At 71.2% G+C, this 18966-nt stretch carries 17 protein-coding genes; 9 read left to right on the forward strand and 8 right to left on the reverse strand.

Going from position 1 to position 18966, the window contains the following annotated elements:
- Positions 1 to 12 precede the first annotated feature (12 nt).
- From IE325_RS19920 to IE325_RS19930, 3 genes are all read right to left on the reverse strand, one after another.
- Positions 13 to 1602 carry a transporter gene (locus IE325_RS19920; protein ID WP_190071310.1) on the reverse strand — a complete coding sequence of 530 codons (1590 nt, stop codon included), beginning with the start codon at positions 1600 to 1602 and terminating at the stop codon, positions 13 to 15.
- Positions 1599 to 2369, reverse strand: coding sequence for an ABC transporter ATP-binding protein (locus tag IE325_RS19925; RefSeq protein WP_190071311.1), 771 nt, complete (start codon positions 2367 to 2369; stop codon positions 1599 to 1601). The genes IE325_RS19920 and IE325_RS19925 overlap by 4 nt, the downstream gene beginning before the upstream one ends.
- Positions 2370 to 2460: 91 nt before the next feature.
- Complete coding sequence (locus IE325_RS19930) at positions 2461 to 3123, reverse strand: bifunctional DNA primase/polymerase (protein ID WP_190071312.1); 663 nt, start codon at positions 3121 to 3123, stop codon at positions 2461 to 2463.
- Between the two features lie 321 nt (positions 3124 to 3444).
- On the opposite strand from IE325_RS19930, the gene IE325_RS19935 reads away from it, so the two are divergent.
- Positions 3445 to 4830, forward strand: a complete 1386-nt coding sequence (locus IE325_RS19935) for an NsdA family TPR-like regulatory protein (RefSeq protein ID WP_190071313.1) — start codon at positions 3445 to 3447, stop codon at positions 4828 to 4830.
- 201 nt (positions 4831 to 5031) lie between these two features.
- Positions 5032 to 6726 (forward strand): hypothetical protein, encoded by a 1695-nt coding sequence (locus IE325_RS19940; protein ID WP_190071314.1) that lies wholly within the window; start codon positions 5032 to 5034, stop codon positions 6724 to 6726.
- A gap of 14 nt (positions 6727 to 6740) precedes the next feature.
- Here IE325_RS19940 and IE325_RS19945 read toward each other — a convergent pair whose 3' ends face one another.
- Positions 6741 to 8048 (reverse strand): ABC transporter substrate-binding protein, encoded by a 1308-nt coding sequence (locus IE325_RS19945; RefSeq protein ID WP_190071315.1) that lies wholly within the window; start codon positions 8046 to 8048, stop codon positions 6741 to 6743.
- Between the two features lie 117 nt (positions 8049 to 8165).
- Between IE325_RS19945 and IE325_RS19950 the strand changes: the two genes are divergently transcribed.
- Both IE325_RS19950 and purU read left to right on the forward strand, forming a co-directional pair.
- Positions 8166 to 8666, forward strand: a complete 501-nt coding sequence (locus tag IE325_RS19950; protein ID WP_190071316.1) for an SCO4402 family protein — start codon at positions 8166 to 8168, stop codon at positions 8664 to 8666.
- A gap of 59 nt (positions 8667 to 8725) precedes the next feature.
- Positions 8726 to 9607 carry a formyltetrahydrofolate deformylase gene (gene purU, locus IE325_RS19955; protein ID WP_190071317.1) on the forward strand — a complete coding sequence of 294 codons (882 nt, stop codon included), beginning with the start codon at positions 8726 to 8728 and terminating at the stop codon, positions 9605 to 9607.
- A gap of 81 nt (positions 9608 to 9688) precedes the next feature.
- Here the strand turns inward: purU and IE325_RS19960 are convergent, their stop codons facing one another.
- Both IE325_RS19960 and IE325_RS19965 read right to left on the reverse strand, forming a co-directional pair.
- Positions 9689 to 10939 (reverse strand): maleylpyruvate isomerase N-terminal domain-containing protein, encoded by a 1251-nt coding sequence (locus tag IE325_RS19960; RefSeq protein ID WP_190071645.1) that lies wholly within the window; start codon positions 10937 to 10939, stop codon positions 9689 to 9691.
- Between the two features lie 89 nt (positions 10940 to 11028).
- Positions 11029 to 11613 (reverse strand): sigma-70 family RNA polymerase sigma factor, encoded by a 585-nt coding sequence (locus IE325_RS19965; protein ID WP_190071318.1) that lies wholly within the window; start codon positions 11611 to 11613, stop codon positions 11029 to 11031.
- A gap of 358 nt (positions 11614 to 11971) precedes the next feature.
- Between IE325_RS19965 and IE325_RS19970 the strand changes: the two genes are divergently transcribed.
- Together IE325_RS19970 and IE325_RS19975 are read left to right on the forward strand one after the other, a co-directional pair.
- Positions 11972 to 12352 (forward strand): STAS domain-containing protein, encoded by a 381-nt coding sequence (locus IE325_RS19970; protein ID WP_190071319.1) that lies wholly within the window; start codon positions 11972 to 11974, stop codon positions 12350 to 12352.
- 157 nt (positions 12353 to 12509) lie between these two features.
- Complete coding sequence (locus tag IE325_RS19975; RefSeq protein ID WP_190071320.1) at positions 12510 to 13022, forward strand: EF-hand domain-containing protein; 513 nt, start codon at positions 12510 to 12512, stop codon at positions 13020 to 13022.
- On the opposite strand, the gene IE325_RS19980 is transcribed toward IE325_RS19975, so the two are convergent.
- The gene (locus IE325_RS19980; RefSeq protein WP_190071321.1) at positions 13001 to 14512 is read right to left on the reverse strand and encodes a class I adenylate-forming enzyme family protein; all 1512 of its coding nucleotides are present in this window, start codon (positions 14510 to 14512) and stop codon (positions 13001 to 13003) included. The two genes, IE325_RS19975 and IE325_RS19980, sit on opposite strands and share 22 nt — an antisense overlap.
- 124 nt (positions 14513 to 14636) lie before the next feature.
- On the opposite strand from IE325_RS19980, the gene IE325_RS19985 reads away from it, so the two are divergent.
- The 3 genes from IE325_RS19985 (at position 14637) to IE325_RS19995 (ending at position 17616) form a co-directional block, all read left to right on the forward strand.
- Positions 14637 to 15770 carry an acyl-CoA dehydrogenase gene (locus tag IE325_RS19985; protein ID WP_190071322.1) on the forward strand — a complete coding sequence of 378 codons (1134 nt, stop codon included), beginning with the start codon at positions 14637 to 14639 and terminating at the stop codon, positions 15768 to 15770.
- 3 nt (positions 15771 to 15773) lie between these two features.
- Positions 15774 to 16652, forward strand: a complete 879-nt coding sequence (locus IE325_RS19990) for an acyl-CoA dehydrogenase family protein (RefSeq protein WP_190071323.1) — start codon at positions 15774 to 15776, stop codon at positions 16650 to 16652.
- Between the two features lie 508 nt (positions 16653 to 17160).
- Positions 17161 to 17616, forward strand: a complete 456-nt coding sequence (locus IE325_RS19995; RefSeq protein ID WP_190071646.1) for an ATP-binding protein — start codon at positions 17161 to 17163, stop codon at positions 17614 to 17616.
- A 413-nt stretch (positions 17617 to 18029) separates the two neighbouring features.
- On the opposite strand, the gene IE325_RS20000 is transcribed toward IE325_RS19995, so the two are convergent.
- Positions 18030 to 18956, reverse strand: a complete 927-nt coding sequence (locus tag IE325_RS20000; RefSeq protein WP_190071324.1) for a cyclase family protein — start codon at positions 18954 to 18956, stop codon at positions 18030 to 18032.
- Positions 18957 to 18966: the final 10 nt, after the last annotated feature.

The following is an 18966-nucleotide window of genomic DNA, read 5'->3' on the forward strand; positions in this document are numbered from 1 at the left end:
ACGGCGTCCCCGTCACCCCTTGCTCACCGCCATCAGGATCTCCGGCAGCCGGGCCGCCGTCCGCGGCGCCGCCAGCCGCAGCCCCAGCAGCGTGATCGCCGCCCCGTAGCCCGCGCCCGCCGGCAGCAGCAGCCAGGTCCAGGCGTCCCCGCCCTCGCTGACGTTCAACCAGATCGTCACCGCGATGACGGGGGCGCACAGCAGGGCCGCCGCGATCATGCCGCCGAAGATCGAGATCCAGGCGAGGCCCGCCTGACCGGGGGCGACGTTCTTGTAGCCCTCCTGCGGGATGGAGTACGGGAAGCGGGCCGAGGTCCAGGCGCCGGTCGCGAGCATCGCGCCGAGCAGGGCGAAGGACAGGCCCAGCACCTCGGGGAGCTTCGGCCAGTCACCGAGGAGCGCCGTCGTCAGGACGGTCACCAGCGCGGCGTACGGCAGTGTGATCAGCAGCAGGGCCAGGGCCCGGCCGCGCAGCTCGACGTAGGCGTCCCGGGGCGAGGAGATGGTCAGTGCGACCATCCAGAACGCGGAGGTGTCCTGCCCGAACTGGTTGTACATCTGGATGCCGAGCATCCCGGCCGCGAAGCAGGCGAAGTAGATCGAGCCGGTCCCTTGCAGGGCGTTGAACAGCGGCACGATCAGACCGATGGCCAGCGAGGTCACCCAGGCCGCCTTGGTCTTCGGGTCGCGCCAGACATAGCGCAGACTGCGCTCCATCACCGTGCCGGTGCGGCCGGCCGGCAGCAGACGGGCGAGACCGGTCGGGGTCCGTTCCCGTACGGCGGCCTCGCTGACCGCCTGGAGCGTGGAACCGTCGGGGGACGTCATCAGCCGGGTCAGATGACGCGACCACACGGCGATCAGCCCCAGCAACGCGCCCACGCTCAGGGCGAGTTGAAGCACCGCCACCCCGTACGACCCCTCGCTCACCGACCGCACCGCCCCGACCGCGGACGCCGGCGGCACCCAGCGCAGCACATCCGCCGCCGGATCGAGCTGGGCCAGCCCCGATGAACCCAGCCGCTGCGCACCGAAGTTCACGACCTGCGCCCCGACCGCGATCACCAGCCCGCTCAGCACCGCCAGATCCCGGCCCTTACGGCTGGTCAGCAGCCGGATGTTGGCGGCGGCGACGGCCCGCGCGAGCGCCACGCACACCAACAGGGCCAGGACGACGGCGATGACGCCGACGACGTAGGCCACCCCGCCGTCCGCCACCGCGACCACCGACCCCGCCACCAGGCACAGCGTGAACAGCGGGCCGATACCGACGAGCGAGGCCGCGAGCAGCGCCCGCACCAGCGGGCGGGGGCGCAGCGGCAGCATGACGAGCCGCGTCGGGTCGAGGGTCTCGTCCCCGCCGGGGAAGAACAGCGGCATCACCGCCCAGCCGAGAGCCAGGACCGCGACCAGGATCACGACCACCGAGTCGGCGTGCGCGTCGCCGCGCAGCAGGATCAGCCCGAGGAGCTGGAGCACGGCGAAGAGGAGGACCACGACGGCCGAGGCGACATACGCGGCCCGGCGCCCCGCAGACTGCCGCAGCCCGTTCCTCAGCAGCGACAGCTTCAGCCGTACGATCGTGGGGGTCGGGTTCGTCATCGCGCCCCGCCGCCCAGCCAGTCGAGATCGGATCCGGCGGCGCGGCCGTTCGCGCCGACGAGTTCGAGGAACGCCTCCTGCAGCGAGGCCGCCTCACCGCGCACCTCCGCGAGGGTCCCGTGGGCCCTGATACGTCCGGCGGCCATGACGGCGACCCAGTCGCACAGCGACTCGACGAGCTCCATGACATGGGAGGAGAAGACGACGGTCGCGCCGGAGGCGGTGTAGCGCTCCAGGACGCCGCGGATGGTCTGCGCGGAGACGGGGTCGACGCCCTCGAACGGCTCGTCCAGGAACAGCACTTCGGGATTGTGGAGGAGGGCGGCCGCGAGCCCGATCTTCTTCCGCATCCCGGTCGAGTAGTCGACGACCAGCTTGTGCTGCGCCCCGGCCAGATCGAGTACGTCGAGCAGCTGCGACGCCCGCTTGTCGACCTCCGGGCCGGGCAGCCCGCGCAACCGCCCGGTGTACCCGAGCAGTTCCCGCCCGGAGAGCCGCTCGAAGAGCCGAAGCCCTTCGGGCAGCACGCCGATGCGGGCCTTCACATCTACGGGGTCCTGCCAGACGTCGTGGCCGACGACGGAGACGGTTCCGCTGTCGGGCCGTAGCAGCCCGGTGATCATGGAGAGGGTGGTGGTTTTCCCGGCGCCATTAGGGCCCACGAGCCCAATGAACTTCCCCGCCGGCAGATCGAGATCAATCCCGGCAACGGCGACTTGCTGCCCGAAACGCTTCCAAAGCCCACGCACACTTACGGCCGACGTCATGGAGGCCAACCCTAAGGGGCGCGGGACTGTAGCCAATATGCGGCTCCGCCGCGTGGGCGCGACAAGCCAAGAACAACCCGCAGCCGCCGTACTACCTATCGCGCCCACACGCATAAGCGAGCGGCGAGATCAACTCCTCCGCATCCGGCAGCCACCGATTGGCCGGCGTGGGCCGACACGCCCACTGCACAGCCCCCCGCGACCCGAACCGGGTGGGCGGCCCCGCGACCCACGCCCCTTCCCCCAGCGCCACCAGGTCCAGCGAGCCGATCGACCACCCCAGCTTGCGCACCAGCTCGGGAACCTTCACCGACGCACCCGGCAACACGAAGAAGTGCATCCGGCGGTCCGGCGTCAGGGTCACCGGCCCCAGCGACAGCTCCATCCGCTCCATACGGGCGAGCGCGAGGAACCCGGCCGTCTCCGGGACGGAGATCGCGTCGAAGGTGCGCCCCGTCGGCAGCAGGATCGACGCGGTGGGCTGCTTCTGCCACATCCGTCGCGCGACCGTCGCGCTCCCGGTCGCCTGCGTCGCCCAGTCCGGGCGCGCGGGGTGCGCACCCGGCGCGGGGCACGCGGCGTCACCGCAGGAGCAGTACTGCACGCCCTCGACGGCTTCCAGCCAGGTCCCGGGAAACACGTCCCAGTGACGCTCCTCGGCATAGCGAACGGCGGTGTCCAGCAGGGATTCCCCGCGCTGCTTCGGAATCTGTGCGGCTTCGGTGGCCGGGATCGTCTCTTCCACGCCCAACACAACTCCCGCACCCAACCCTGGTTACGGGCGTCACGCGCGCGGGGGAGGAGCATTGATTCCTCAACTGGGGCGCATGGGTGCATGTGCGGGGGCGCGCGGGAGGATCCATGGCCGGGGGTGGGTAGCCCACTGTGGGGTCGGCTTCCGCCTTTACCCCGGCAATCCTCGCAAGCCTCGCATTTTCGGTATGCCGACGGGGCATTGATCTTCACGGCCGGAATCCTGCGGTGCACAGCCGGTGCCCCGCGGGCCGGATCCCGGCCGGTGAAAGACACGTCAACTCGGTGCGTGGGCAGGCACCGCAGCCACAGGGGGTACGCCATGGCCGCAAGGCCTCTCGTCGCGCGACAGCCGAACGAACGGCTGCAGGCACTCATCCAGGAAGCGGGCTGCTCGAACGCCGGACTGGCCCGCCGGGTCAACATGTGCGGTGCCGAGCACGGACTCGACCTGCGTTACGACAAGACGTCCGTGGCCCGCTGGCTGCGTGGACAGCAGCCGCGGGGACGGGCACCGGCGATCATCGCCGAGGCGCTCGGCCGCAAACTCGGCCGTACGGTCACGATCGACGAGATCGGTATGGCCAACGGCAAGAATCTCGCGTCCGGCGTCGGTCTCCAGTTCTCGCCGACGGTACTGGGGGCCATCGAGCAGGTGTGTGAGCTGTGGCGCAGCGACGTGGGGCGGCGGGACTTCCTGTCCGGGTCGTCCGTCGCCGCGTCCGCGCTCGTCGAGCCCAGCCGTGACTGGCTGATCTCGTCGCCGGACTCACAGGTGGCGCGCTCTGCCGGGCCTCGCGTGGGGCAGTCCGACGTGCAGGCCGTGCGGGCGATGACTCAGGCGCTCGTAGACCTTGATCATCAGTACGGCAGCGGGCATGTGCGCCCCGTCGTCGTGCACTACCTCAACAGCGTCGTCTCCGGGCTGCTGGCCGGCTCCTACCGGGAGGCCATCGGGCGGGAACTCTTCGCCGCCGTCGCGCGGTTGACCGAGCTCGCCGGGTACATGGCCATCGACACCGGGCAACCGGGGCTCGCCCAGCGGTACTACATCCAGGCGCTGCGTCTCGCACAGGCGGCGGGCGACCGCGGCTACGGCGGGTATGTGCTGGCCGCCTCCATGAGTCACCTCGCCGCGCAACTCGGGAATCCGCGGGAGATCGCTCAGTTGGCGAGGGCGGCGCAGGAGGGGGCGCGGGGGCGCGTCACCCCGCGCGCGGAGTCCATGTTCCATGCCGCCGAGGCGCGCGGGCATGCCCTGATGGGCGATGCGCGGGCCGCGCAACTGGCGTCCTCGCGGGCCGTGACCGCGCTGGAGTCGGCGGACGCGGAGTCCGGGGACGACCCGGCGTGGATCAGGCACTTCGACGAGGCCTATCTCGCCGACGAGTTGGCGCACTGCCATCGCGATCTCGGCCAGGCCGAGGCGGCGGCGCGGCGCGCGGAGGAGTCGCTGGCCGGGCTTCCGGAGACGAAGGCACGGCGCCGGGCGATCGGATATGTGTTGCTCGCCACAGCGCAGGTGCAGCAGCGCGAGGTCGAACAGGCCTGCCACACCGGGCTGAAGGCCGTCGAGCTCCTGGAGACCCTGCGGTCCAACCGGGGCGCCGAGTATCTGGAGGACTTCCAGCAGCGCCTTGAGCCGTTCCGGGACGAGCCGGTGGTCAGGGAGTTCGGGGCCCGGCTGGACCTTCAGGCAGCGGCGTGAAACCACGGGGTACCGGGGCGTGAACGGCAGGGAAATGAAGGTGGTGATGGCGGGAGGAGGGCGTATGTAGGGGGTGGGGGACCGGGGTGTTAGCGGCGTCACAGGGACGCAGGTCACGTCCTGGGCTGCGTAGCACCCGGATCGGCGGAGCCGGTAGCGTGAGCCGACGATTCACAAGGTCCCCCATTAGTAGGAGTCCCGGTGACGCAGAGTGGACGGGGCGAGGAGCCCTCGGCGCGACCCGCGCGCGAAGGCATCGTGCTGCCCTCCGACGGCGGTGAGCCGCTGCTGCCGGGCATGACGGGCGCGGCCGCCGGCCAGCCGGTGCCGGCCACGCCGCCCACCACACCCCCGCCCTCGGCACCGCCGGGCGGCCAGGCCTGGGGCAACCCCTGGGGGCCCGACCAGAACACGCCCTCGACGCCCGCCGCGGCACCGGGGCAGGCGTGGGGCGCGCCGGAGCAGCAGTACCAGACGCCGTCCGCGGGGCAGTGGGGCACGGGGCCGGATGCCTCCGGTACGCAGTCCCCGTCGTCGTACGGCTATGGCGGCCCGGCCGACTCCTCGCCGCCGCCGGCACAGCCGACGTATGGGCAGGGCGGGGCGGGGATGCAGTACGGGCAGGGGCAGTACGGGGCGCTCCCGCCCGAGGGGCAGTACGGCCAGCACAGCCACGGCGGTGCTCTGCCGGCCGCCGGTGCGGATGCCTACGGCGCTCCCGGCGCCGGTGCGCCCCTGCCTCCCGCCGCCCCCACCCCCGCCCCCGGTGGCTTCGGAGCCCCCCTCCCGCCCGCCGACGAAGGCGCCACCCAGTACATACCGCAGGTCGTCAACGCCCCCACGGACGAGCAGGCCACCCGTTACATACCGCCCGTCGCCGCTGACGAAGGCGCGACGCAGTACATACCGCCCGTCGGCCCGGGGGCGCTGCCGCCCGAGGTCTCCAACGAGAGCACGCAGGTGCTGGGCCGGGCCCGGCAGCAGGGCGGTGCGGGACCGATGCCGCAGGCCGCCGGGAGCGACGCCGACGCGACGCAGTACATCCCGCCCGTGCCCGGGCAGCCGGGGCCGGGGCGGCAGCCGCTGTCCGACTTCGACAACCTCTTCCGCAGCGAGCCGGGCGGCGAGCCCCCGGCCGCGGCCACCCAGCAGATACCCCGCTTCCAGCAGCCCCAGCCGCAGCAGCAGTACCCGCACCAGCAGCAGGGGTACTTCCCACCCGGCGACCCGCACGGTGACGACGAGGGCCGTCGTGGCCGCCGTACCGGATCCAAGGTTCCGCTCATCGCCGCCGTCGGCGTCGGTATCGCCGTGCTCGGCATCGGCGCGGGCGCGATGCTCGCCGGTGGGGGCGGGGACGACGACAAGGGCGAGAAGAACCAGCCGGTGTCCGCCACGGCCCCGGCGACCGAGGGCTCGTCCTCGCCGTCCGCGGATCCCGCCGAGGAGCAGGCGATCGCCCTGGACAAGCTGCTGGCCGACAGCGGCGACAGCCGTACCGCGGTGATCAACGCGGTGGCGTCCGTGAAGTCCTGCGGGAACCTCGGTCAGGCCGCCCAGGACCTGCGCGGCGCGGCCAAGCAGCGCACCCAGCTGGTCACCGACCTGTCCAAGCTGTCCGTCGACCAGCTCCCGAACCACGCCGCGCTGACCACGGCGCTCACCAAGGCGTGGCAGGCGTCGGCGTCCGCCGACAACCACTACGCGGCGTGGGCCGACCAGGTCGCCGGCGACAAGAAGCTGTGCAAGAAGGGCCAGGCCCGCGCCACCGGCCAGACCCAGGCAGGCAACCGCGCCAGCGGCACCGCGAGCCAGCAGAAGAAGACGGCGGCGGAGCTGTGGAACGAGATCGCCAAGAAGTACGGCCTGACGCAGCGCCAGCCCACCCAGCTGTGATCAGTTCGCTGTGATCAGTTCAGCTCGGCGCTCTGGAGCGTCTTCGTCACATCGATGAAGTTCTTGCGGGCGGCCACCAGCCGGCCGTCCCGCACGACCTGGAGGGTCACCGCGCGGTTGACCAGACGGGGGTAGCCGACGGCGGCCAGGACGTCCTGGAACTTCCACTGGAGCGTCGGCGTCAGCCCGCCCGTGGAGACCTTCAGGCCGCCGTTCAGGGCGCCCCGTACGGACTCGGCGCTCACCTCGCCGTCGCCGAGGGACTCGACGGCCTTCTGGAACACCCGGTAGGCGATCCATGTGGTCTGCACACCGGCGTCCGCGGGATCGATGCGGTTGTCGCCGAAGGCCTCCTCGCTGATCACCTTCTTCATGGCGTCCCAGCGCGGGTCGCTCGCGACGGGGTACCAGCCGGTGATGTACGACCCGTCGTACGTCGACGCCCCGCCGGTCGCGTTGATCACGGTCTGGTCGACGCTGCCGAGGACGGTCGCGGTGCGCACCTCGGGGTATTCCTCGCGGGCCCGCCGGAAGGAGTCCATGAAGGTGCTGGTGCGATCGCCCAGGGCGGGCACCACACAGCCCGTGTCCGAGGTGCCGGTGGTGGAGGAGCTCAACGCCCGTACGGCCTGGCCGTCGTACTCGGTGGCGTCCTCGTCGGCCAGCTGGTCGGCAGCGGAGGGGTGCCGGCCCGCCCTGAGCCCGGAGTTCAGCAGCGGGGGCAGTTCGTCGCCCGCGATGGTGTCGGGCCGGATCAGTGCGATCCGGCCGCAGTCGCGGGCCAGTTCCTTGCCGAGGCCCGCGAGGAGGGTGGGCTGGCCGCCGTTGACGGGGTAGGACAGCGGGCTGGTGAACTCGGCGTTGGTGATGCCGTAGCCGCCTATGTAGGGGATGCCGGCGCCCTCCAGGGAGGGCAGGAAGGTGTCGCCGTACTGGCTGTAGGAGCCGATGACCGCGACGACGTTCTCCTCGACCGCGCGGTCGGCGCACCTGGCCGCGGCCACGCTGTCGTTACGGTCGTTGCAGGTGAGGACCTTCAGCTTGCGGCCGCCGATGCCGCCCTTGGCGTTGACCCAGCGGGCGTAGGCCTGGGCGAAGGCCGGCATGCCGGGCTTGTTGGTCGCCTTGGTGTCCTGGGGTGCCCAGGTCATGACGGTGATCGTGTCGTCCCCGGAACCCCCCGTGGTACCGGGGATGACACCACACCCGACGGCGAGCGACGCACACGCCACCAGGGCAGCCGCCGCACGAGCGGTCGCTCTTGCGGGCCGGTCGGTGGTCACGGGGAGGTGAGGGCTGCGCGTGCGGGGCCTGCCGGTCATGGCAACGCACGATTCCGCCACACAACAAACCTGCGCGTGACCCATGGTTATGAAGAGGTGACCGGAAGGTGAATTACGGGGGCGAGTGATGCCCGAATGAACAGGAACGTACGATCGATGACCGTGCAAGGTACGGATAGCTCTTCCCGTCGCGGCCGTCGCTCATCCACCATGGGCGGCATGCCACTCAACGACATGCCGTGGTGGCGCTGGCGCAGCAATGTGCGCTCCGCGCTGCACATGCTCTCCGACCAGGGGTTCCAGCGGGACGTCTGGCTCGCCGGTGTGGACGGGTACGGCGACGTCACCGACGCCGTCTACCGCCTGGTCGAGGACACCTGGCTGGACAACTGGTCCGCCGAGAAATACGTCGGCACCATATTCCGGGACTCGCAGGAGGCGGCCCTCGTGGACACCGCCGTGCTGCGGGTGCTGCGGATCATGCACCAGGTCGGCCCGGACTCCCCGGTCTCCGCGTACGTCGACCACCAGGCGTGGCCGGAGGCGGTGCGGGCGGCTCGGGACGCACATGTGCGGATGGCCATGGCCGACGGCGACGACCCGGACGCCCCGCCGCGCACCCTCGAGGTGCTGCGGATCATGACGCGGTCCGCCTAGCGGTCCGCGCAACGGAACGGCCGTCCGCGCGGGGCCTCGGATATGGGACCCTGTCCTGCATGAATGAGCAGTCCTCCCGAGCCGCGGCCCCCGCCGAGCAGTACGTCCTCACCCTGTCGTGCCCCGACAAGCAGGGCATCGTGCACGCCGTGTCGAGCTACCTCTTCATGACCGGCTGCAACATCGAGGACAGCCAGCAGTTCGGCGACCACGACACCGGGCTGTTCTTCATGCGCGTCCACTTCTCGGCGGAGTCGCCGGTGACGGTGGACAAGCTGCGGGCGAGCTTCGCGGCGATCGGGGACTCCTTCCAGATGGAATGGCAGATCCATCGGGTCGAGGAGAAGATGCGGGTCGTGCTGATGGTCAGCAGGTTCGGGCACTGCCTGAACGACCTGTTGTTCCGCGCCAGCATCGGGGCGCTTCCTGTGGAGATCGCCGCCGTGGTGTCGAACCACACCGACTTCGCCGAGCTCGTGGGGTCGTACGACATCCCCTTCCACCACATTCCCGTGACGAAGGACAACAAGTCCGAGGCGGAGGCGCGGCTGCTGGAGATCGTGCGGGAGCGCGGGGTCGAGCTGGTCGTTCTCGCCCGGTACATGCAGGTGCTCTCCGACGATCTGTGCAAGCAGCTGAGCGGGCGGATCATCAACATCCACCACTCGTTCCTGCCGAGCTTCAAGGGCGCGAAGCCGTATCACCAGGCGCATGCGCGGGGCGTGAAGCTGATCGGGGCGACGGCGCACTATGTGACGGCGGATCTCGATGAGGGGCCGATCATCGAGCAGGAGGTCGAGCGGGTGGGGCACGGCGTCACTCCGGACCAGCTGGTGGCGATCGGGCGGGACGTGGAGTGCCAGGCGCTGGCGCGGGCCGTCAAGTGGCATGCGGAGCGTCGGATTCTGCTGAACGGTCGACGGACGGTCGTCTTCGCCTAGTAGCTCGGGGCCACATCTTGTAGGGCGGCTGCGGGTGCGTGGGAACTGCGCGAGCAACCACGAACCACCCGCAACCGCCCCCTACATCCGGCTCAAACTCGCCGCCGCGAACAGCACATCCCTGATCGCCGTACGATCCCCCACCTGCCCCGCCGCGGCCTCCTCCGGCGACACATGGCCGGCCGCGAGGCGGCAGAACTCCGCGCCGTCCAGGGCGACATGGGCCACCTCGTGCTCGGCGGAGCCGACCGCCGCCGGGGAGTCCAGGGGGATGAGCCACTCGCCGCCGCCCGAACCCTCGATCTCCAGCCGGAGGCTGCGGCCGGGATCGCCGGCGGGTACGAGGTGCCGGCCTGGTCGCGGGGCCGTGAATCCCGCCCGGCGGCGGGCCGCCAGCACCGTGGGGAGGAGGCGGGCCGCAAGGTCGACCATCTGGTGCAGGTCGTGGCCGGACGGCGGCTCGTACGGGTAGTCGACGGCCTCGGCGATGTCCTCCGCGTGGACCCAGCACTCGAAGGCACGGTCCAGCATCGCGTCGCGCAGCGGCAGCTCGAAGTCGCCGTACGGGACGGAGAGTCCGCCGGTGCCGCCGCCCGTGAAGGAGACCGTGCGGACCAGGTCGTGGGTCTGTTCGCGCCAGGGAGCGCGTACGGCGCGGGTCGGCGGGTAGTGCGAGGCCCGCCAGTAGGCCTCCGTGCGCCCGGACGGAGTCGGCCGGTCCGCGGCCACGTCGCCCATCGGGTCCGCGAGGCCCAGGGCGACCGCCACCAGCCCGTCGACCGTCAGCAGATGCGCGATGACCCCGGCGACGGTCGTACGGCGGCTGGTCGGCTCGTCACCCCGGAACCACTTCAGCCGCACGGGCGCGTGCCACTCGGAGTCCCCGAAGTCCTGGAGCAGGGCGTCGAGCCGGGCCGTCTCGGCGTCGTACGGCGTCGCCCACTCGGGCACCGGGATGCGCGGCGGGCGGCGCTCCAGGCAGCCCGCGAGGACGCGGGCGCGCAGGGACGGGTCGAGGTCGAGGCTCTCGGCGGGGTGCAGCAGGCCGACGGCCTCGCGCAGCCGCCGCGCCTCGTCGGCACAGGCGCCGCAGACGCCCAGGTGCTCCTCCACGGCCGCCGTCTCCTCCGCCGAGCAGGCGGCCAGCGCCCAGGCGCCGAGCAGGGCCTTCAGGACGCGGTGCTCCAGGATGAGCGGGGTGGGGCGCGGCACCGGGTCCGGCAGCGGGTGCCCGGTGTCCTCGACGGAGGCGCGGGGGAGGGGTATGCGGGGCGGACGGTCCGGGGCGGGCTCCGGGGTGGGGTGGCGGTCGTCGCCGTCGCCGCTGTTCATGCCGTCGGCCGCACGGCCGTACTCCCCATCGTCCTTCTCGTCCTTGTCCCGCCGGTCGTCGTCATACGGCTCGGAGCGTCCCGCCTCGTTCACACCGCACCCCCGTATCCCGGCGGTACCCCCGGGGGCGCTCCGGCGTCATGGGCCGTGGCCAGCAGCTGGAGGCCCAGGCGCAGCCGGCGGCGGGCCTCGTCCTCGGTGACGCCGAGGTCGGCGGCGGTCTGGCGGTAGTCGCGGCGCTGGAAGTAGGCCAGCTCCAGGGCGGCACGCAGCGGTACCGGCATGGACTGGACGATGAAGTCGGCGCGGGCGGTGACGGAGGCGTGCCGCACCTTGCGCTCCAGTTCCTCGGTGGAGCCCCGGCCGGCCCGGGCTAGGGCGGCGGTCTCGGTGGCGCGCAGCCGCTGCACGGCGAGGTGGTGGGTCAGGGTGGCGACCCAGGAGCGCAGCGGGCCCTGCTTGGGGTCGTAGCTGTCGGGGTGTTCCCAGACATGGGCGAAGACATCGCGGGTGATGTGGTCGGCGGCGCGCTCGTCGCCGAGCACGGTGTGGGCGAGGCCGTGCACCAGCGAGGCGAACCGGTCGTAGAGCTCGCCGAGGGCGGCCGCCTCACCGCGCGCGAGCCGCTGCTGCATCTTGCGGTCCCAGCGGGGTGGTGCGTCCTTCTTCGCCATCAGGCCCCCTCACCCGGTCCGTCCTGCCCAGCGTGCGTCTGCCGTCTCCCCGAATGTAGTCGGCACGTCCGACAGCGCACGCCCCTTTGTCGCAATGTGCGCCCCTTGTGGAGCCATGGCTGGTGACACACCTCGCACTCGTGATAGAGGGCACCCCGCCGGTCGCGGGTCGGGGGCCGTATCCGCTCCGCTACCCGGTCCCCGTCTGATCAGACCTGATCGAACAGGATCGAATGCGATGGAAACAAGCCTTTTCTGATCGGTGACCGTTTTCTGGAGGGCGTTTCAGGGAACAGCCGCTGGGCAGCCGCGCTGCAAGGAAGCGTAGGTGTGGCTTCCGTTTCAGCGAGCGAGGGGCATGGTGGTGACGTTCAAAGTGACCGGCGACGAGCGCGGCGACTGGGCCGTGCTCCAGGTGTCGGGCGAGCTGGATCTGGTGACCTCGCCGGGACTGCGCCAGCGCATCCACGGCGTGGTGGCCGAGGGACGTCACAGCCTCGTCCTCGACCTCTCCGAGGTGATGTTCTGCGACTCCAGCGGGGTCGGCGTGCTGATCGCCGCCCGCCGGCTGATCCGCTCCTGCCAGGGCAGCCTGCGGCTGATACTCCCGGCCCAGGGCGCGGCGGAGGGGTCGCACGTCAACCGGGTCCTGGGCGCGCTGGGGGTACGCAGGCTGTTCGACGTCCACCCCGACCTGGCGTCGGCGGTCGCGGACGAGGCCGACCCGCTGTCGGCCTGAGCGTCGGCCAGGGCATATCGGACGCGGATCTGCCACACCGTTGTCCCAAAATTCCCCCGGTCTTGGCACAACCGCCGCTTTCCCGCGCCCCGACCGGCCCATGCGTCGTACGCTCCCTGGCAGAAGCACCCCACGACGTAAGGCGGCCCGAAAAGACATGGTCAGCAGCGAGTACGAGCGCAGGATCGCGGCCCGGTTCGCCGGCTTCGACCAGGACGGCAACGGCTACATCGACCGCGCGGACTTCAACGCGGCGGCCAAGGCGCTCCTCACGGAGTTCGGCACCACCGCCCGCTCCGACAAGGGCCAGGCCCTGTACATCGGCGCGGAGGCGTTCTGGCAGGGCATGGCCGGGATCGCGGACCGTGACGGCGACCAGCGGATCACCCGCGACGAGTTCGTGAACGGCGCGGTCAAGCGGCTGCGCGACAACCCGGACCGGTTCGCCGAGATCGCCCGTCCCTTCCTGCACGCCGCCCTCGCCGTGGCCGACCCCGACGGTGACGGAGCCGCCTCCGTCACCGACACCGCGCGCGTCCTGGTCTGCCTCGGTGTGCAGCAGGACATCGCCCGGGCCGCCGCCACCGCCCTCGACACGGACGGCGACGGCAAGGTGACGGAGGGCGAGATCGTCACGGCGTTCGCCCGCTACTTCACAGTGCCGGAGTAGCGCTCCCTGAGCTTGTACTTGAGGATCTTGCGCAGGGTCTCGTTGCGCGGAAGGGCGTCCACCAGCTCCAGCTGCTCCGGCAGCTTGTGCGGCGACAGCCCTTCCTCGCGCAGGTGGGAGGTCAGCGCGGCGAGCGTCAGCTCCTGAGCTCCGGCCGGCTGCTCCACGACCGCACAGACCCGCTCACCGCGCTCGGCGTCCGGCAGCCCGATCACCGCGACGTCCCCCACCGCCGGATGCCGGTGCAGCAGATCCTCGATCTCCTTGGCCGAGATGTTCTCGCCCTTGCGGATGATCACGTCCTTCAGGCGCCCGGTGAGCACCAGATGCCCGCTGTCGGTCAGATAGCCGAGGTCGCCGGTCCGCAGGAAGCCCTCCTCGTCGAAGGCTGCCGCCGTCTGCGCCGGGTCCAGATACCCCTGGCACACCGCTTCCCCGCGTAGCCGCACCTCGCCCGCCACGATCCGGATCTCCATCCCCCGCGGCGGCCGTCCCTCCGTCGTCGCCAGGTTCTCCGCGGTGTCGTCGGGCGCCCCCATCGTGATCATCGGCACCTCGGTCATGCCGTACCCGTGCGTCAGCTGCACGCCCATCTCCCGCACCACGGCGTGATACACCTCCGGCGGCTTCGGCGCCCCGCCCCCCGCCAGCAGTCGCAGAGTGGGTACGACCTTCCCGCCCCCCGCCTGCCTGCGCTGCTCCGCCAGGAACATCGAGTAGAACGCCGTCGACCCGCCCGCGATCGTCACACCGTGCCGGCGATACCCCTCCAGCGCCTCCGGCAGCGCGAACTGCTCGAACAGCACGGCCGGGAACCCGTACAGCAGCACCATCACCATGTAGTCGGGGCCGCCTATGTGGGCGTAAGGGAAGGCGATCGACCCCACATCGTCCGACGTCGGCCGCAGGGCGTGCCCCAGACAGGAGCCGCCCGCGATCAGCGAACGGTCGGTGTGCAGGACGCCCTTGGGGTCGGACGTCGTCCCCGAGGTCCAGTAGATCCAGCGCACCGAGGTGCCTTCGGCTGGCGGCGGGGGCAGTACGGCCGGATCTCCGTCGGGGAGGGTGTCGTACGCCTCGAAGATCCCCTTCGCGCCGAGGCGGCGTGCCATCCCGGTGTGGTCGAAGCCCCGCCATGTGCCCGGCACCGCGAAGAACTCCGCCTTCGACTCCCGCAGCGCGAAGCCGACTTCACGGTCCCGGTAGAAGGGGATGACCGGCGACTGCACGGCGCCGAGGCGGGCGAGCGCGAAGGACAGCAGGGCCGTCTCGATACGGGTGGGCAGTTGCCAGGCGACGACGGTGCCGGGGCGTACGCCCATGTCGTACAGGCCGGCCGCGACGCGCTCGGCACGCGCGCGTAGGGCGCCGAAGGACAGGGAGCGTTCGTCCTGGAGGAGGACGGGACGGTCGGGGGTGAGTTCGGCGCGACGGGCGAGCAGGTCCCAGAGGGTGCGCGAGGAACTCAGTGCGTGTGCGGTGTCGTTCACGACAACCCCCTATTGCTGACGGTGTGTCAGATCGTGCCGAGAGCGTAGGGCTCGCCGCCTTGTCGGTCCAGGGGTGCGGGGCTAGCCTGCGGGGGAATCTGACGGATCGTCAGGCAGGTGGTGGATGGACCTCACATACACGCCCGAGGAGGAGGAGTTCCGCACCCGGCTGCGGGAATGGCTGGGCAAGGCCCTCCAAGGGCTGCCTCCCAAGCCGTCCCCCGACGACTGGCCGGGGCGCCGCGCCTACGACCTCGGCTGGCAGCGCATGCTCTACGACGCCGGGTACGGGGACGTCCACTGGGGCGCCTCGCCGACCACACGGCTGATCTATCTGGAGGAGACCGAGAAGGCGGGCGCGCCCTATGTGGGCGCCGGCTTCGTCGGGCTGCTGCACGCCGGGCCGACCATCGCGGCCGAGGGCACCCCCGAGCAGCGGGCGCGCTGGCTGCCGCCGATCCTGCGCGGCCAGGAGGTCTGGTGCCAGGGCTTCAGCGAACCGGACGCCGGATCCGACCTCGCGGCGCTGCGCACGCGCGCGCGTAGGGACGGCGACCACTATGTGGTGAGCGGGTCCAAGATCTGGACCTCGCACGCCGAAGTCGCCGACTGGTGCGAACTGTTGGTGCGCACCGACCCCGACGCGCCCAAGCACCGCGGCATCAGCTGGCTGGCCATGCCCATGGACGCGCCGGGCATCACCGTACGGCCGCTCAAGACCCTCGCCGGGTCCGCCGAGTTCGCCGAGGTGTTCCTCGACGAGGTGCGGGTGCCGGTCGCCAACCGGGTCGGCGCCGAGAACGACGGCTGGCGCGTGACCATGGTGACCCTGTCCTTCGAGCGCGGCACGGCCTTCGTGGGCGAGGTCGTCGCCTGCCGGCGGGTGCTGCGCGAACTCGCCGCCGAGGCGCGCGCGAACGGCCGCTGGGACGACCCCGCGCTCCGGCGGCGGCTGGGGCGGCTCAACGCCGAGTTCCGGGCGCTGTGGCGGCTGACGCAGTGGAACGTGAGCGAGGCGGAAGGGACGTCCGGCGTCCCCGGAGTCGGGGGTTCGGTTTTCAAACTGAGGTATTCGCACGCCCGCCAGGAGCTCTACGACACCGCGGCCGACGTCCTGGGCCCCGCCTCCCTCGACCTCGACCGGCCCTGGACCCTCGACCGGCTGTCCTCACTGTCGTACACCATCGCGGCCGGCACCTCGCAGATCCAGCGGAACATCGTGGCCGAGCGGATCCTCGGGCTGCCGAAGGGGCGATGACGGATGCGTTTCCAACTCACCGACGACCAGCGGGCGTTGCGCGACGGCGTACGGGAGCTGCTGACGCGGCGCTTCGGCCCGCAGCAGCTCAGGGCCGCCGTCGAGGAGCCCGGCCGGCTGGACCGGGCGCTGTGGCGGGAACTGGGCGCCGCCGGGTTCTTCGCGCTGCGGCTGCCGGAGGAGGAGGGCGGCGTCGGACTTGGGCTGCCCGAGGCGGTGTTGGCCTTCGAGGAGGCGGGTCGGGCCCTGCTGCCGGGACCGCTGGTGGCCACCCACCTCGCGGCGGGGGACGCGCCGGGCGCGGCCACCGGGGAGACGGTCGTGACGGACGTCGGCGGCTGCGGCCTGGTGGAGTGGCTGGCGGCGGCGGACGTCGTACGGGGGGACGCGGCAGGTGCCGTACCGCTGAGGTCGGTCGATCCGCTGACCCCCCTCCATCGCGTCGCCGCCGCTGCCACCGCCGACCCCGTCGCCGTACTCCTCACCGCGGCCGAACAACTGGGCAGCGCCACACGCGCGTGCGAGCTCGCCGTGCAACACGCCCGGACCCGTGAGCAGTTCGGGCAGCCGATCGGGGCCTTCCAGGCGGTGAAGCATCTGTGCGCGCAGATGCTGGTGCGGGCGGAGACGGCCCGTGCCGCCGTGTACGCGGCGGCCGTCACGGCCGACCCGGCCGACATCGACACCGCGCGGCTGCTCGCCGACGATGCCGCCGTACGCGGCGCCCGCGACTGTCTCCAGGTGCACGGCGGCATGGGATTCACCTGGGAGTTCGAGGTCCATCTGCATCTGAAACGCACATGGGTGCGGACTTACCGTACGGGTGATGCTACGGAGAGTGAGGAGCGGTTGGCCGCCGAACTTCTCGTCGAGCCGGCCTGAAGGTCCCTGGTCTGCGATGTCGCCGGTGACTCCCGTGCGGATGTCGCGGATTGTGGCATAGCGGAATTACGGAGCGTTGATATCGGGTTGTGTCCTACGCGTGACTCGTCACGGCCTGGAGTCGGCGGTCCGCTCCGGTACCTTGTGTGAGATGCGAGTGGTTCCGAGCACGAGCCATGCCGGAGTTGCCCTTGAGGCGGCTCCGGATCCGGCGGTGCGCGCCGTTGCTCGCAAGGCGGGAGGGCGCTCTGTCCTCGCCTGTTCGACTCCCCGCGACAAGCGTCGCACAGTATGCCGCACGGGTACTCCTTCACGCTGGAATATGCCCGAAGCGCTTGTTGGGGTGACTGTACGTCAACCATGCTGTCAGCTAAGGGATTCACGTTCTGTGACCCTGGCTTTGGCCATTGTTCTGGCCATGAAAAAAATGGCTAGGATCGTGGCCCTCGTGAGGCGCGGGGCTATGTGTCCGCCGGTTCGGATGGTGTGAGCGGTGCAGGTGCTTCAAGTGCAGCTGGAGATCCGGCCCGACCCCGCTGAGGTGGGGCGAGCCCGGCGGTGGGCCCGCTCGCGGCTCGCCGGGTCCGGGATAGGTGCCGACGAGCCGCTCGCCGAGACGCTGATCCTGCTCGTCTCCGAACTGGTCACCAACGCCGTCGTGCACACCGGCTGTCCGGCCGTACTGAGCCTGTCCCTGCCGGGGGGTGCTCAGGACGCCGCCACCGTTCGCCTCGAGGTGGCCGACCGCAGCGGCCGCGCACCCGTGCCCCGCTGCGCCGACGGCGACGCGACCGGCGGCCGCGGACTCGCCCTCGTCGATGGCCTCGCGGACCGCTGGGGCTGGTGCTCCGAGGGCGCCGGCAAGCGCATCTGGTGCGAACTGGACCGCGGCACGCAGTCGCAGAACGCCGCCTATGGCAGCGGGGTCTCGGCCTATGAAGGGCTCGCGTACGAGGCGGTGTGACGGGCGCATGGCGCGGCAATCGCGCCGGGTTCGGTGCACGGTTGCAGAAGGCGCTGTCCCGTTCGGGCCGACGAGCGACGGTGCGCCTGGGCATGCTCCCGTGCGCGGCTCCGGAAAATAGGGCGTAAGTAACAAATCCCCGACGTGGTGTTGACGCGGCGTGTCCGTTTGATCACGCTTGTGGTCAGCGATTCGCCGTGAGGGGACGACGAGGACTTCGGTGACGGAAGCCCTTGCCGAGCGTGGGTCGTGAATCGGCGTCGGTCCTCTCCCCGGGCCAGGAGAGATCGGGGCGGGTACGCCGGAGTCGGGTGGCGGCGCGCGGTGTCGTCCTCGGGGTGGTTGGGGCATCACCCCGTTCGGGCGCGGCCGAGGGCTGGGGGAGCCGCGCCGCCAACCGATCTCACCGGCCGTCAGAGCACCGCCACGGGCGCCACGGGCGTCCCTGTGCCGCCGACGAAGGGCTCCGGCATCGCCGACAGCAGGAACTCATGGCGGCCTTCTTGTCCACAGGCTGTGGACAACTCTTCGAGATTCCAGTTCTGCCCCTGGAGCATCCCCATCTCCACCAGGTCCAGCGCATGCACCGGCAGCCACAAATCCTCTGTCTCGGGCGGAAATATCTCGAATGTGAGGGTGTCATTGGCGACAGCCGCCACATCGCGCGCGTGGAACCACTCCGGCGTACGGATCGACAGACCGGGCGACGGATAGCCGTACGCGTGCTTGTCCCCGGCGAGAAGGACCTGGATCTGCCCCGTCCGTACGAGCACGATGTCACCGGCACGCACACGCGTGCCCGCCAGTTCCTCGGCCGCCTCCAGGTCCTCCGGGGTGACCGCGTGCCCGCCGTCGAGCCGGGCGACGCCACGCGCGCGTGCCACGTCCAGCAGCACCCCGCGCGAGACGATGTGCCGCGCCTTGTCGATGCCGCTGAACTCGGCGCCGCCGTGCGCGGTGATGGAGTCGGCGGGGCGGCCGTTGTAGAGCCGGCCCGAGTGCGAGACATGGGTGAGCGCGTCCCAGTGGGTGGCCGCCTGCAGGCCCATGGTCACGATGTCGTCGCTGCAGGCGACGGTTCCGGGGCCGAACAGCTCCTGATTGATCTGCACCATCGCGTGCAGGGGGTTGATCCGCCCGGGGATCATCCCGGTCTGCACGCCGTCCTGTTGCAGGGGCAGGGCGAGCGGGACGCGACGGCCGGTGCGGACGCAGGCCGCCGCCTCGCGCACGACCTCGTCGGTGATGAGGTTCAGGGTGCCGATCTCGTCGTCGGCGCCCCAACGCCCCCAGTTGTTCACGCGCTTGGCGATCTCGTGGAACGCGTCCGGCAGTGACATGAGTCCCTCC

The organism is Streptomyces lanatus (assembly GCF_014655715.1).
Classification (GTDB): domain Bacteria; phylum Actinomycetota; class Actinomycetes; order Streptomycetales; family Streptomycetaceae; genus Streptomyces; species Streptomyces lanatus.